Origin of the sequence: Methanocella paludicola SANAE (assembly GCF_000011005.1) — an archaeon.
Classification (GTDB): Archaea; Halobacteriota; Methanocellia; order Methanocellales; family Methanocellaceae; genus Methanocella; species Methanocella paludicola.
On sequence record NC_013665.1, the window covers coordinates 1,027,345 to 1,041,419 of the forward strand.

At 55.8% G+C, this 14,075-nt stretch carries 15 protein-coding genes; 5 read left to right on the plus strand and 10 right to left on the minus strand.

The genetic code is table 11. From position 1 onward, the window contains the following. Nucleotides 1-2 precede the first annotated feature (2 nt). Nucleotides 3-164: a hypothetical protein gene (locus MCP_RS15635; RefSeq protein ID WP_012899773.1), complete on the plus strand. Its 162-nt coding sequence runs from the start codon at nt 3-5 to the stop codon at nt 162-164. A 14-nt stretch (nt 165-178) separates the two neighbouring features. Here the strand turns inward: MCP_RS15635 and MCP_RS05220 are convergent, their stop codons facing one another. From MCP_RS05220 to MCP_RS15640, 9 genes are all read right to left on the minus strand, one after another. Continuing rightward, nucleotides 179-1,300 (minus strand): hypothetical protein, encoded by a 1,122-nt coding sequence (locus MCP_RS05220; protein WP_012899774.1) that lies wholly within the window; start codon nt 1,298-1,300, stop codon nt 179-181. A gap of 79 nt (nt 1,301-1,379) precedes the next feature. Beyond that, nucleotides 1,380-2,741 (minus strand): TldD/PmbA family protein, encoded by a 1,362-nt coding sequence (locus MCP_RS05225; RefSeq protein ID WP_012899775.1) that lies wholly within the window; start codon nt 2,739-2,741, stop codon nt 1,380-1,382. Nucleotide 2,742: 1 nt separating this feature from the next. Further along, nucleotides 2,743-4,116, minus strand: a complete 1,374-nt coding sequence (locus MCP_RS05230) for a TldD/PmbA family protein (RefSeq protein WP_012899776.1) — start codon at nt 4,114-4,116, stop codon at nt 2,743-2,745. Between the two features lie 69 nt (nt 4,117-4,185). Next, nucleotides 4,186-5,088 carry a vWA domain-containing protein gene (locus MCP_RS05235; protein ID WP_012899777.1) on the minus strand — a complete coding sequence of 301 codons (903 nt, stop codon included), beginning with the start codon at nt 5,086-5,088 and terminating at the stop codon, nt 4,186-4,188. After that, nucleotides 5,085-5,963 (minus strand): AAA family ATPase, encoded by an 879-nt coding sequence (locus MCP_RS05240; protein WP_012899778.1) that lies wholly within the window; start codon nt 5,961-5,963, stop codon nt 5,085-5,087. The genes MCP_RS05235 and MCP_RS05240 overlap by 4 nt, the downstream gene beginning before the upstream one ends. Nucleotides 5,964-5,968: 5 nt before the next feature. Beyond that, on the minus strand, nt 5,969-6,919 hold the full coding sequence (locus MCP_RS05245) for a hypothetical protein (RefSeq protein WP_231845170.1): 951 nt from the start codon (nt 6,917-6,919) through the stop codon (nt 5,969-5,971). A 249-nt stretch (nt 6,920-7,168) separates the two neighbouring features. Then, nucleotides 7,169-8,254: a tRNA (guanine(10)-N(2))-dimethyltransferase gene (locus tag MCP_RS05250; RefSeq protein ID WP_012899780.1), complete on the minus strand. Its 1,086-nt coding sequence runs from the start codon at nt 8,252-8,254 to the stop codon at nt 7,169-7,171. A 38-nt stretch (nt 8,255-8,292) separates the two neighbouring features. Beyond that, nucleotides 8,293-8,748 carry a DUF3795 domain-containing protein gene (locus MCP_RS05255; RefSeq protein WP_012899781.1) on the minus strand — a complete coding sequence of 152 codons (456 nt, stop codon included), beginning with the start codon at nt 8,746-8,748 and terminating at the stop codon, nt 8,293-8,295. A 62-nt stretch (nt 8,749-8,810) separates the two neighbouring features. Then, nucleotides 8,811-8,984, minus strand: a complete 174-nt coding sequence (locus MCP_RS15640; RefSeq protein WP_012899782.1) for a hypothetical protein — start codon at nt 8,982-8,984, stop codon at nt 8,811-8,813. Nucleotides 8,985-9,175: 191 nt separating this feature from the next. On the opposite strand from MCP_RS15640, the gene MCP_RS05260 reads away from it, so the two are divergent. Both MCP_RS05260 and fhcD read left to right on the plus strand, forming a co-directional pair. Further along, complete coding sequence (locus MCP_RS05260) at nt 9,176-10,513, plus strand: GAF domain-containing sensor histidine kinase (RefSeq protein WP_012899783.1); 1,338 nt, start codon at nt 9,176-9,178, stop codon at nt 10,511-10,513. A gap of 77 nt (nt 10,514-10,590) precedes the next feature. Further along, complete coding sequence (fhcD, locus tag MCP_RS05265) at nt 10,591-11,496, plus strand: formylmethanofuran--tetrahydromethanopterin N-formyltransferase (protein WP_012899784.1); 906 nt, start codon at nt 10,591-10,593, stop codon at nt 11,494-11,496. Between the two features lie 717 nt (nt 11,497-12,213). Here fhcD and MCP_RS05270 read toward each other — a convergent pair. Continuing rightward, nucleotides 12,214-12,402 carry a ferredoxin gene (locus MCP_RS05270; RefSeq protein ID WP_012899785.1) on the minus strand — a complete coding sequence of 63 codons (189 nt, stop codon included), beginning with the start codon at nt 12,400-12,402 and terminating at the stop codon, nt 12,214-12,216. 125 nt (nt 12,403-12,527) lie between these two features. On the opposite strand from MCP_RS05270, the gene MCP_RS05275 reads away from it, so the two are divergent. After that, on the plus strand, nt 12,528-13,358 hold the full coding sequence (locus MCP_RS05275) for a methanogenesis marker 8 protein (RefSeq protein WP_012899786.1): 831 nt from the start codon (nt 12,528-12,530) through the stop codon (nt 13,356-13,358). Nucleotides 13,359-13,489: 131 nt separating this feature from the next. Continuing rightward, a complete protein-coding gene (locus tag MCP_RS05280; RefSeq protein WP_158301447.1) occupies nt 13,490-14,074 on the plus strand; it encodes a class I SAM-dependent methyltransferase in 585 nt (194 codons plus the stop codon). Nucleotide 14,075 lies beyond the last annotated feature (1 nt).

Below are 14,075 nucleotides of genomic sequence, written 5' to 3' on the forward strand. Positions count from 1 at the left end.
CCATGCAAATACTCATTATCCTGCTGGGCCTCTTCACCATCATCATCGGCATATTCAAGCACCTGACGAAGTTCTCGATCGGCTATCAGCTGGTCAGCATACCCGGCTATTTTATCGCCATACTCGGATTTTTTATCATCGTCCTGGGCGTCCTGTGGCCATGATCGAAAAATAAGCCCTATAGGCCGGTCTCCGTGAGCGTCTCGAGCTCATCGATATCTTTTTTTGCCTTCTTCCTTTTACCGCGGGCTCCCTTCGCCACAAGGCCGTCATACTCGTCTTTAAGCATCCGTACGGCCCTCCGCAGACGCTCAGCATCAAAACGGCCCATATATTTTCGGATGATATAGGCGCGATAGATGATGTCATCGTATGGGTCGACAACCTGTCTGCCGGATGTGAGGGTCCAGAGGGGCACAACGGTTAATAAAATAAGCAAAGACAGTCCCGCGAGTATAGTGCCGGCGTCGATGCCAGCAAGCGGCGACCGGGCGGCAGAAACGTTAACGGTCTTGCCCAGGACCATCTCGTCGCCGACCATGACAATGACTCCCCAAAGCCCCCGACGGTCGAAGGTCACGTTACCCTCACTGATGGGATGGAGTGAGCCTTCGGGCGAGACGGCCAGAAGTGAAATGCCCCGGCTGCTGAGGCCCTGGAAAATGGAGATCGAAACGGGCACAGGTTCGCCCACTAAGGCTTTATCCTGGACGTTCAGCTTAATAGCACGATCAAGCAGCGTCACTACCTTATTCATGTCCTCAAGCACGGAATATTGCACGAAGTTGGTCTGGTTATTCTGGACGAAGACGACGGGCGTCCCTTCAGATGATGCTGCGGCCACTCCTGTCACGTTCAGCCTAAAACGAAAAGAATCGGCACTCGATATGTAATTGGCAAAATCGTCAAGGTAGGGCTCGACATTCGTGGCCAGCAGGGTCGGGGTAAAGATGAACTCCTGCTCCCCCGGCCTTGCCGTCTCGTTCGTGACGTTCAGCGAAAAGTAGACGAGCTTCGACTCCCCGGGCCTGAGCGTGAATACGGATTCACTCAGGTTCAGCCATTCGATGCTCGTGGGCTCCGTGACGCCCACCCTTATAATGTAAACTCCATCCCGGTAGCCGTCGTTATAGACCATGAACGAGCCGTTATATATGAATGGGAATGTTGCGGCGTCCGCCGAGCGGACCGTGGGCACGTAAGCCCGCACGCCCGTGCCGAAGCACGAGGCAGATATCATCTGGGAGGCCAGGGCCAGGGCTAATAAAACACAAAAGATAAGCTTCATACCCCTCAACATTCGACAGGCCTCGAATAATATAACAATAAATATATATTAAAGGTTTAGGAAAATAAAAGCTAGTTTTTAGGGTCCGGCACTATTCGCCGGACACCCTGACATTCTCGAATTTGACGCCGGGGATATATCCGCTCATGGGCGACATTCCCGCCCCAACGAGCCTATAGTTGTCCGCCAGCTCGATGCCCGCGAGCATCTGCGGCATGTTGCCGCCGATCATGCCGCCCTTCAGCGGATAGGCAAGCTCTCCGTCCTTGATGGCGTATCCGGAATAGATGGCCACCGAGAAATCGCCGCTGGCCCGGTTCGCCGTATGGGCGCCGAGCACGTCGAGCACGAGGACGCCGTTCTTCGTGTTCCTGATCATCTCTTCCTCGCTCATCGTGGGCCCGTTAAAAATTATGTTCCGGGCGCAGGTGGTCGGCGGGACTTTATACGTCGTCCCCGACTCCATCCGGTCCGCATGTAATGCGTTCCCGGTGGGCTTCGCCCCGCTCTCGATAGCAGAGAACTCGTCGTACAGGAACATCTTCAGGATGCCGTCCTCGACGAGCGCGTTCTTCCGGCTTGGATAGCCTTCCTCGTCCATCGCATAGGTGTTCAGCCCTTTGCTGAACGTGCCGTCGTCCAGGATCGATAAGCCCGAGGCCGCTACTTGCTTCCCGACCTTATCAACGAAGACCGACTCGCCCTTCTTTACCGAGGCCCCGTACATCGCGGGTATGAGCGTATTGCTCATGATATCGAAGACGGCGCTCGGCTTCATGATGACAGTCATCGAGGCCGTCTCGATGCCCTTCTGCCCGAGCTGGCTCGCGGCACGCTCCGTGGCCGTATGGCCGATCTTATCGAAGCTGATGTCCAGGAAGCGGGACACCTCGTACTCGTCGCCATTGGCGACCATGCCGTCCTCCTTGATGATGGACATGATGCTGCCGCTTACCGCCGTGCCCTCGTCATAGGCGGCGACGCCGTTCGAGTTGGCCACGGCCATGGACGTGGTGCCGAAGCTGATGCCTCCCCTGGACGGCAGGGCGCGCTTATCGTAGGACGCGCCCTCCATCATGTCCCGGGCCAGCCCGATGCCATCCTCGGGCACCATCGATGCGATCCTGTTATCGAACAGCGAGCGGGCCCCCGCATAATCCTTATCCCCGTGGAAGGCGTAGTTGCCGGGCTTCGAGAACCTCGAGGCCGCAATGGCCTGCTTGATGCCGAAGTCGATGGTCGCTGCCGAGCAATAGGCGTAGCCGTGGCGGCGGTCCTTGATGATCCGGATGCCCACGCCATAGTCGCCGTCCATTGAGCCAAAAGTAACGTTCCCGCCCTCTACGGTGACGGATGTATGCCGGGACTTCTGCACGAATGCTTCGCATTCCACTCCTGCAGCCATACCGGCATCAACCGCCTTTTTAGCGATGATCAAAAGCTCGTCCTGCATGTTACCTGCCTCCTACCACGCACTTCGCGATACGTATGTGCGGCCCTCCGTCGCCCACCGGAGCGGACTGGCCTTTCCCGCAGATGCCGGGATGCCCCAGCATGAGGTCTTTCCCCACCATGTCGATCTGCTTCAGGATGTCCAGCGTCTTGCCGGAAAGCGAAACGTCCCTGAGCGGCTTCGTTATTTCGCCGTTCTCGATGAGGTAGGCCTCCTGCGCGTTGAACTGGAAAAGCCCCTGGGACGTGTTCACCTGGCCGCCCCGGCTATCCTTCGCGTAGACGCCCAGCTTTATTCCCTCGAGCATCTCCCTGAACGAGGCATCGCCCATATCGATGTACGTGTTGCTCATCCTGACGATGGGCCGGTAGTGATACGATTCTGCCCGGGCGCCGCCGTTCGGCTCCATTCCCAGGCGGGCGGCCGTCTCGCGGCTCAGGATGAGATCGTTGAGCACTCCGTCCTTTACCAGCACTTTCGTGCGCGTGCGGACGCCCTCCGCATCATAGATGAAGCTGCCGAACAGCCCCGGTATCGTGGCGTCGTCCTTGATCGTGACTATTTCGTTCCCGATCGGTTTCCCGACCAGGCCCTCGAAGCACGAGTTACCCGTGGCCACAAGGTCCCCCTCGGACGCGTGGCCCACGGCCTCATGGGCAAAGACGCCGCACAGGCCATTATCGGCTATAACCGGCAAAGGCCCTGACGGGGGCGACTTTCCGGCGAGCAGCGCGACAAGCGACGCCGCGCCGTCCCTCGCAACTGTAACGTTCTTTTCTCCGTCGAAAACCTCGAACCCGGTGGTGCTTCCGATGCGGCGCCTGACAGACTGGATGTCCCCGTCCTTCCTGCCGACGATCTCCACCGACCAGAGGATGCGGGGAGTCTTCGTGACCACGTGGGCGCCCTCGGAGGACATGAGCTCCTCGAGCGTGAAAAAATCCTTATACGTGGCTGTCATGTTGTTGATGAAGTCGTAATCCTTTAAGGCGTCGTACGTCGATACCAGCAGGGCGAGCTTTTCCTCGATGCTCATGTCCAGGAAGCTCTTTCTCATCGGGACTTCGACCTCGTCCCTCGCCGGCTCGACCGGAGCCAGCGACGATCTTATTTTGATCGACTCGCTTATTCCCCTGGCCATCCGCGCCGCCCTGTCCGCCGTGTCGACGAGCGATCTTTCCGTGAGCTCTGAAGTGCTCGCAAAGCCCCATGCACCCCGGTAGAGGACACGGACGCAGGCGCCCTCCTCGCTCCCGGCAATGGCCCTGGTCACGTCCTTGTTCTTCATCTCCAGGTTCGTGCTCGTGACGTTCGTATAGCGGACGTCATAATAGTCCGCCCTGCCCTCCAGGGCCTTTTCAAGTGCGCGGATCAACAGATCTCACCATAGATATACAGGAGTGAAATCTATAAAAAATATGTTACAATTATCGCCTGCTCATCGTTATTTTAGTATTTGCTGCAGGCCTTTAAAAAGCGAGTCGCTGACCTTGTTAGCGGCGTCGACGTTCATGACCAGGCCGCCCATCTTCTCGATGACGCCGCCGAACTCGGCGACCGTGTACCCGCCGCTCTTCTTGAATTTGCGGGAGTCGTCGGTATGGAGCTGGATATACAGGAGCTTTACCTTGTTGGACTGGATGTTCCGGATCAGCTCGAGCGCTTTCATGTTCACGAGCACGTCCTCGGCATAGACGCTCCTGCCCACCTCGGGCACGCCGTCCGTGAGGATAACGGCCACGTTAGTGCCGCGCTTGCGGTGCCATCCCAGGTCGATCATGGACTGGAGCGCCAGGTCCAGGCGGGTACCGCCCGAGCCGTTACGGGAAATGAGCTGGCGGTACATGCCGGCGTTCGCGTTATACGGCCCCTCCGCACGGCTCCCGAACGTCCAGAGGCTGATATCGGCCGCCTTGCCCAGGCCTTCCATGAGCGCCAGGCACGCGATCTTAGCGTACGACTGGGGCGCCTGCGCCTCGTTGATCGTCGCCCCGATGTTCTTGCTCCTCCACCAGGCGGTCATGGAGTTCGAGTCGTCGTACAATAGGGCCAGGTTCAGCTTTTTCACGTCCTTGAGGCGGTAGCGGGCGACGACGCCATCGAGGGTCTTTCCTTTCTCGCCGAAGCTCGCGATGGTCCTGTCAAAAGAGATTATGCCCCCGCCCGAATAGCCCGAATAGACCATGCGGGTGCTCATCGAGGGCACGATACTGTATAAGCGTAAAAAGTTGCGGCCGATCAGCCGGGAGCCGTCCATCAGCCTGTCATATGATTCAACGCTGGACGGGTCCGCCATGCACCGCGCACAGGCTTCCCTTATTCGAGTGTCGTCCTCGTCGAAGATCATAGGCGGCTCGCGATCCTCAAGGCCAGCTCGTTCACTGTCTGGATGGACGCGTAGTCGGTCTCGTCCGCGATGACGATGCCCTGGTGCATCGCCGCGTCGGTGAACGCGGTCTTGCCGTCAAGGCCTTCGGATATGGAAAGGTCGCAGTACCGGCTCATCTTGATGACGCCGTCCGTCGACAGGCCCAGGGGCAGCAGCTTCTCCTCCTGCCAGAGCCTCCGGGTCTCCTCTGCGAAATCCAGTACGGCGTTCACGATCTGCTGGTCCATCTCGGGGGCGTAGGCCCGGACCACCTTCTCCTCGGTAAAGCGGTTGATGTATCCGATGAAGATCGGTATGAAACGCCTTTTTAAGGCGGAGCTCATCTTGAACGTGCCCTCGTCGCCTAAGTTGGCGGTCACGACCAGCACCCAGTCGTCGGGCTTCTTCAGGACTTCCTCGCTGTGCTCCACCGGCAGGATGCCCGCCGACAGGAGCATGAACAGGCCCGAGTATGCCGTCGTCGGGGCCCTGTTAAATTCGTCAATAAGCAGGTTCTTGCGCTCTTTGACGGCACGGGTGATGACGCCGTCCTTATAGACGAACTTTTTCGATAGCTCGGGGTTGCCCGACATCGAGAGCGGGTGGAATCCGCCGATGGTATGGTACTCGGTCATGCCTTCCGTGGCCTCGATGCGGTAATAGTTATCGCCGCTGGATATATAATTCAAAATATGCTCGGCGATGGTCGTCTTACCGTTACCCGGGGGCCCATAGAACATGATGGGATAGCCTAGGTTGATGTACATCAACGCCCGGACGATGGCCTCATCCTGGCCCTTGACCTCGCAGGTCTCGATGATCTTGATCATGTCTTCACGGTTTAGCAGCGTCATAGCGATCAATACTTCTTCATGAACTCGAACTCGATGCTCTTGATCATCCTTTCCGCGTCCGCCTTTCCTCCGTCTTCGTACTTGGCGGCGAGCGTCTGGTATTCGCTCTTGAAGCGCCCGATGACGGATGCGGCCTTGATGCGGTCCACCTCTCCGATATACTTGCTGAAGACCTGCATCTCACTGATGAGGCCGGCATAGTGATCTATTTTTGGTTTTGCCGGCGCGGCCTTCACTGCGGCGGGTATCATTTCATAATAGATGGTCGTCCCCCTGACCACCCTCCGCATGTTGAGGATGTGGAGCGCCAGGTCGTGTATGGCGAACATCAGGTTGACGATGATGATGTTGAGAAGGAAATACAGCCATATCGTCCACAATATGAACATAAAAATATCCGAAGAGTAATCGGACAGGGCTGTCATTGTTTCGGCGTTGATGACGCGGGCGCTTTCACCATATATTGCTATGATGGATGTAAGCAGGTATATGGGATACGAAAGGATAGTGGCCTTGAGCGACGTAAAGAACTTTTCCTTTCTTGTGGTCTCGATGAGTGTATGGGATTTCCAGCAGTACACCCATATGACGGGAATGACCGCCCAGATCACGAATCCCAGGAGCGCCAGGTCGTAGCGGTTATTCACGAACAGGTACTCGTATACGTTCGGCACGATGACCGCGAAGCCGGTGCCCGCGAATAAGTAGGCGTAGCTCTCCTTTTCCACGTACGCGATCAGCACGGTCGCGGCGATGGCGAGGGCAAGGATAAGGGTCGGATAGAACTGTATGTAGGGATTGACGATGTCTCTGGCGATGAGCGTATCGCCCACGGTCGGTATCTCCCAGATATTGAACGCAAAGCCGACCGCCGAGAACACCACGATCCCCAGGGCAATATAGAATAACGTTTTCGTCGTACTGCTCTCAAATTCCCGCACCTTCATTATGGCCATAATGACGGCGAGGGGAATAATTAATATAATTATCATCAACAGGATATTTATTATAGTCAAATCAGGCATATCCTCACCAAATACCTACCAGACAGTAAATAAGTACTTACGGTTTTATATAGCTTACAGTTGTCACGCTAATAATTTTTACATATGCCCCGATTTATCGTATATTTGGTTTTTCGTATAGATACGACTTAATTTTCACATATTGGCCATAACATAATATAAGTGTTGCGGCAGAATGGCTTACTCTGATAGCCTTAATATGGTCCCGCGGATGACCCCGATGGGCGCGTCAGTCTTGAACCCGACGCCCAGGTAGTGCGTGCGTGAGGCGGCGTACCCCTGGCTTCTGAGGTCGTCTAAAAGTGTCGTGATCTCCGTGGGCGTGGCCTTGAGGTCCCTGCATATGGCGTGCTGGTCGTAGAACGTGGCCGTGTCGAGTTCCTGCCGGACCAGGTTGAGCATTCTAATAGCCCTTTCCTTTTTGTTGAACTGGCCGGCCTCCAGCACCTGGATGACCTTATCCACGAAGGCATTATCCTTTGTGTCGCCCAGCCATATAGGGCCCCCGACCTTTACTTTTGCCCCGCAGACCGGACACGTTTCGGGCGCCTGCACGGCGAGCCCCGGCAGCTCGAACCTGTTCTTGCACTTAAAGCAATGGACGATGAAGCCGATGTCCTTCATCATGGCGTCAGCGTCAGCCCTTCCATAGGTCACGCCGAGGTACAGGCGGACAAAGTGCTCCGTCGTATGGCAGAGCAGAGGCTTGAGGGCCCGGTCGTACTTCGCCTCCTCCCTGGCCACTTTGCCAAGCAGGACCCGCAGGCCCATCTCTGCATAATACTCGGTCTTGAGCGGGTAAGCACCGTATGTCCTTATGCCCGACTTGAGATGTGCGCCGCAGAGCGGCGCGGTGTCCGTCGCCGTTATGCCCATTGCCCGCTTCGAGGCCCAGCAGACCGAGTTGATGTACGGCGCGGGCGTGCCGAACGGGTCGATGTCCACGAAGTCGAACTGGCGCTGCGAGAGCAGGGTGTTTGCACCGCAATTAGATACCTCCAGGCTTACGCCATTGGCTTCTGCATTCTTTTTAATGAGCTCGCAGGCCGGCCCGTCCCAATCATTAGAGGTGACCTCGATGTTGCGGGATACTTCCTTCTTCACCCGTATCCCGCGGATGCCGGAAGCGGACATGACGTCGATATAAGTAGAAATTTCAGGCAGGGCCTCTAAGCAGGCTACGGTTATGTCCCGGTTCATCTCCATGCGCGGGTTGTAGAATGCCTCGCCCGTCTCGATAGCGACGCGGCCCTCCCTGATGATCATCAGAGGGCTGAATGGATGGTTTTACCTTAATAATGTTTTCATTTGCCAGGCCGCACGCCCGCTTTACATGCCGGACACGTTTTCATATCCAGTGCTATCTGTGCCCCGCACTGCTTACATCGCCACCGGGCATCGGCCTCTTCCATCCACTTATCGACGCCGACTTCGCGGATATGCTCAGCGTTCGCCCGCGCCTCGCCCCCCGAACGCATGTCGTCCTCATAAAGCCCGAGCAGGGTATCGCAGGGGAACTCATTACACAGGCTGCAATGCTCGAGGCCCCGGCCCCTGGAGCACCTCCGGAAAATACAGCTCTTACTTAAAGCGAAACGGTCTGCAGTGCCGCACCCATCGCATTTTATCATATCGATGGTGCAGCGAGTACGGAAAGAAATGTCAAAGATCTTTTTCTCGTCCTTATCGCGGGGCGCACGGTATATGGGACAGCTGCCGCAGTACATGCCGCAGCGGCCGACGAGAGCTCTATCGGGCATGAAAGGGCATATAGGGCCGGACACATAAAATGTTTTCGCGGCCTAAAAAGGAAATCGTGGGTCTAGTGCAGCAGAATAGTGCCGCCGAGCTGCGGATCCAATCCCTGCCCCATGTACAGGCAAATGATCACGATCACTACCCAGAGTAAGAGAAGGCCGCATATGACCAGTAAAGGCATGATCAGGCTTCCCAGTTTAGCGGCGTCTCTGACGACCGATATATATCCTGAACCCATACTTTCTCAACTGCAGCAGTGCTGCGATTGTACAGTAAGAGGTTTCATGGCTTAAATCTGGCGATATATTGTCCGTATTTATTAATATTTTAACCTTATTGGGTTAAACTTTTTGTACATAAGGATAAATGGGGGCCGAGGCGCCCGCAAGTATAAAAGTTTAATATGGATTACGTGACCACAGCATATGTATGGAGCTTATACCCGCCGACGGAAAATGCATTGTCGCCAGTGACTGCACCATCATCTGGTGCGACGCGATCTTTAGCGAATGGTTCGCGCACAGGGGACTGGGCGCCGGCGCGAAGCTCGGCCAGCTCTTCCCGGGCGCGAGGAGCATGTGCAGGCCCGGGGCGGCCTATGAGGATACGGATAAGCTGGGTAAAAGGCGCTATTTCGCCATGGAATGCAAGCCCATCCCGGGGCTGAACGGCGAGAAGGCCGGGGATGAGATACGTATCCGCAAGATCACTCTTAATAAAGTGCTAACGGATATCCCCCGGCTGGCCACGCAGGTGAAGAGCCCTAAGGAGCTTTTTGAGAAGGTGCTCTGGCTCTTACGGGATACGACTCATTATCTTGCTTTCGCCGGCTACATAGCCCGTGGCGACCGCGTGGAGCTAGTGGCGAGCAAAGGGTGGACGGAAAAGCTGAAGTCGTACATCTCGGTCCAGCCCATCGCCCCTGACTCGCCCAGCCTGGCCGGCCGTACGGCATATCACCACACGCAGATCGTCATGGCCATGAAGGACTATGCCCTCATGCCTAACGTAAAATCGGCGATCATGAAGCTTGGGGGCGAGTACATCGTCGTTACGCCGCTGCTCGACCAGGATAAGCTGGTAGGCGTGCTCACTGTCATCAATGATAAGGCGCTGACCCCGGCCGACTCCGAGGCGCTGCAGTCGATATGCGGCCAGGTCGCCGTGGCTTTGAACATGAAGCTGCAGGAGGAGGATGTGGCGACCCGGGCGGACGATGCCGTCCTCTATGCGAATATCGTATCCCGGGTCCTCCATGATAACATCAATGATACGGACATTACCGGCCTGCTCCGCTCCCTTAACGATAATGTGGAGCCCGGGTATATGCCGCTGAAGGATGCGGCCGCATATGCGATATCGGGCGCGATGGTGCAGGCGGAGGCGGCCCATAAAAAGCTGAGCGTACGCACTTCCGGGCTCGAGGGCATCGACGTGGGCCCGCTCATTAAATACGCCATCTATGAGGTGCTCAAGAATAGCGTGCAGCACTCCGTATCGAACGTAATCGATGCCGACATTCGCCTGGCAAAAGAGCGCTCGGGTATCTCCCGTCTGGAAATATCGGACAACGGGCCCGGGATCGCCGATGAGTATAAGTCCGAGGTATTCCGGCCGGTTAAGGCCCACTTGAAGGGCGGCATGGGGCTTTATCTCGTTAAAAAGATCGCCAACAGGTACGGCGGCCGGGTATGGATCGAGGACCGGGTACACGGCGACCATAAGAAAGGCACGAGCGTGGTCATAACGATACCCCCGTCGATATAGCTTCTATATGATTAACCGGTATCCTAATATAATCTCAAATACAATAATCATTCACTTTTCATTACGGGAGGAGTATAATGAAGTACAACAACGTAGAGATCGATGATACTTATGCAGAGGCGTTCCCGGTCACCGTGTCCAGGGTATTGATCACGGCAGCGACCGAGTACTGGGCGAAGGTAGCGGCCACCGAGGCCACCGGATTCGGCACCTCGGTCATCGGGTGCCCCGCGGAAGCGGGCATTGACTGCTTCGTGCCGGCGGACAAGACCCCGGACGGCAGGCCCGGCTACGCGATCATGATCGTCCAGATGGGCAAGGACAAGCTCAAGGAGCAGCTCATCGAGCGGCTCGGCGAGTGCGTGCTGACCGCCCCGACCGCGGCGGCGTTCAACTGGCTGCCATTCGAGCGCCTTGAGGACAAGACCCAGGAAAAGAGGCTCGACGTCAAGCTCCACTTCTTCGGCGACAAGTTCGAGTACCAGACTGAAGTCGGCGGCCGGAAAGTATGGGCCATACCCATCATGAACGGCGACTTCATCGTCGAAGAGGAGTACGGCTACAAGAAGGGCGTCGGCGGCGGCAACTTCTTCATCATGGGCGAGACCCAGGGCTCCGCGTTAATGGCCGCGCAGGCCGCGGTGGACGCGATCTCCCATGTCGAGGGCTGCATCACCCCGTTCCCCGGCGGCATCGTCGCCTCCGGCAGCAAGGTCGGCTCCAAGTACAAGTTCATGAAAGCCTCGACTAACGAAAAGATGGCCCCCAGCCTGAAGGGCAAAGTCGAGTCCCAGCTCCCGCCCGAGGCAAAGGCCGCCTACGAGATCGTCATCGACGGTATCGACGAGGCCGCTGTCGCTAAGGCCATGACTGTGGGCATTAAGGCCGCCTGCAAGATCCCCGGCGTCGTCAAGATCTCGGCAGGCAACTATGGCGGCAAGCTCGGCCCCTTCAAGTTCGAGCTCGTCAAGCTGTTACAGTAAATCGATGGCGGACGTTTTATCGTCCGCACCCACTTTTTTATATCCATGATTATTCTAGCATCAGCACTGATGGTCATCGATTGTTTAATCATCTTTAATTTACGAGCGTCGTGCAAATCAGTTCGGTCGGTATCTCGAACCTCTCCAAAGGAATTAAACCACGAATTCTTTTTTTAATTTTTACTCACTAAATCCCTGAGCCTCGAACTCACCGTCAACGCCCGAACTCCCTAATACTCGGGGCATTGCACGAACGCCCGAAGCCTCAAACCCGAAAAGAAGGCTCGAAAACTCGAATACACGTTAGAAACGCTAAACGAGCTGGCACTAACACTCTAACACCCGGCTAAAACGCCAACGCCCCGAAACATCCAAAAGTACTGGGGAACGACCGGGCTCTTAGAGTGTTCGTGCTCCACCGTTTAGCGTTTCAAACGTGATTTAGAGACTTAGAGTATTCGTTTCGGGTTAGCGCGTTAGAGGCTTAGAGCACTGCCCTGTGTATTAGAGAGTTCGGGCATTGACGGTGAGTTCGAGGCTTAGAGGCTTCGTGAGTAAAATCTTAAAGAAAAATTCGTGGTTTAATTCCTTTGGAGAGGTTCGTGATACCGACCAGACAAACCAGCGCCTAAAGGGAAGACGGCATAGACTAGTAGGCGATACCAGAAGATTATACTAAGTAAAATCATTGATAGGGAAGCGATTATAAAATAGTGATCATTCTTCAAGCGAAATCGCGTCAGTAGGGCACGACTCGGCCGCTTCCTGGCAATTGCACTGGGTGCTGCACCCGCCCGGGTTCGTGACCTCCGCCTTGCCCTCGTCGTCCCAGACAAAGACATCGGGGCACAGATCCACGCAGTTACCGCACGAGATACACAGCTCCTTATCCACTTTCGGGACCAAACAACTCACCGAATGACTTTGTTTTTTTACGTCTATTTAAAACCTGTTCGCCGATACAATTAAAAGTCTGTCCATCGTACACTGATAAAGGTAATATTATAAAATTCATTTTCAGGTGTTTGCCTATGGATGAGCACATCATCGAGGCGCTGGGGAAGGCGCGCATAAAGATCAAAAATGGTAAGGTCGTAGAGGTCGGGGAGCCGCTGCTGAACTATTGTCCCATCTTCGACAAGTTCCGGGGCATTAAGCATCTTGACAGGAAGTCTATCCAGGAGAACATCCAGTTCCGCATCGACGATTTCGGCATGTGCACGGCGAACCGTAAGCTCCGTATGCGCGATTACCTGTCCTTCGGCATCTCGGAGATCATCAGCACTGCCATGGAGCTCGGGATCCTCGATTCCACGGTCATGGTCTGCGAGGGCTGCGGCACGCTGGTGATCACTGACCCTGAAATGGCTCAGGGTATCGGCGGACGCGTATCCGGGCTGGTCAGCACGACGCCCATTCCTGAATTGATCGAGAAGATCGGCCCCGAATACATCCTGGACCCTAAGACCGCCAGGATGGATGCCATCGCCGGCGTAAAAAAGGCCATAGCCATGGGCTTCAAGAACATTGGCGTATCCGTGATCTCCTCGAAGGCCGCTAAAGAGCTTAAACAGCTAGAGAAGGAACATGGCGTGAACATCTACGTGTTCGTCGTCCATACGACCGGCATGTCGGAGGCAGAGGCACGGGAGGTCTTCAAGTATGCCGACGTGATCACCGGATGCGCCTCGAAATACGTGCGGGAGCAGGGTATGGAGAGCGGCGCCTTCAAGGTCGGCGACTCGGTGCCTGTGTTCGGCATCACGCCCCGGGGGCAGCACCTCATCGAGGAGCGCATCAAGTTCACGGGCAAGAAAATAGAGCCAAAGCCCGGGGCGAAACAGCCGGACCGCCTTATATGAGCCGGAGGGACGAGGGGGACGATCATGAGAGCCTCATGTACTTTGATTTTTTTAATCATTTTAGGAGTCCTCCGGAAACCGTAAAACAGCACCAGTCCCCTTTTCTTAAATACTACGAAGGCTGTGAGAACGTGCTCAGCATTGGCTGTGGCAGAGGCGAGTTCCTCGAGGAGCTCGGCCAGAGGGGCATTGGTGCCTACGGCATAGACATCGACGACGAGATGGTGGATTACGGTAATAAGCGCGGGCTTAAAGTGTATAAGGCCGATGCGCTGGAGCATCTCCGGGGTTTAGACGACAATAGCCTTGGCGGCGTCTTTACCGACGACTTCGTCGAGCACCTGGATACCGCCTACCTGATCAAGCTGATACGGCTCTGCGCCCGGAAACTTGAAAAAGGCCGCTACATGGTCAACGTCACCGTAAACCCTCTCTCGTGGGCCGCCTATTCGGGCATTTACCTCCTCGATCCCACGCATAAGCGACCGATACACCCGAAGAGCATGCAATTCTACATGAGCTCGGCCGGATTCTCTAACGTCGATATCGAGCTCATCACCTTCCGGGACGGCGGCGGCCGGCTAAAGAAAGTCGAAATAAAGCCCAACATGGATGCCGATGCAAAACGTATCGCTGATACGTTCAACCATAATGTGGACCTGCTGAACGAAGCCGTGTTCGGTCCGGAAAACTATGCGGCAATAGGAAAAAAGTAGG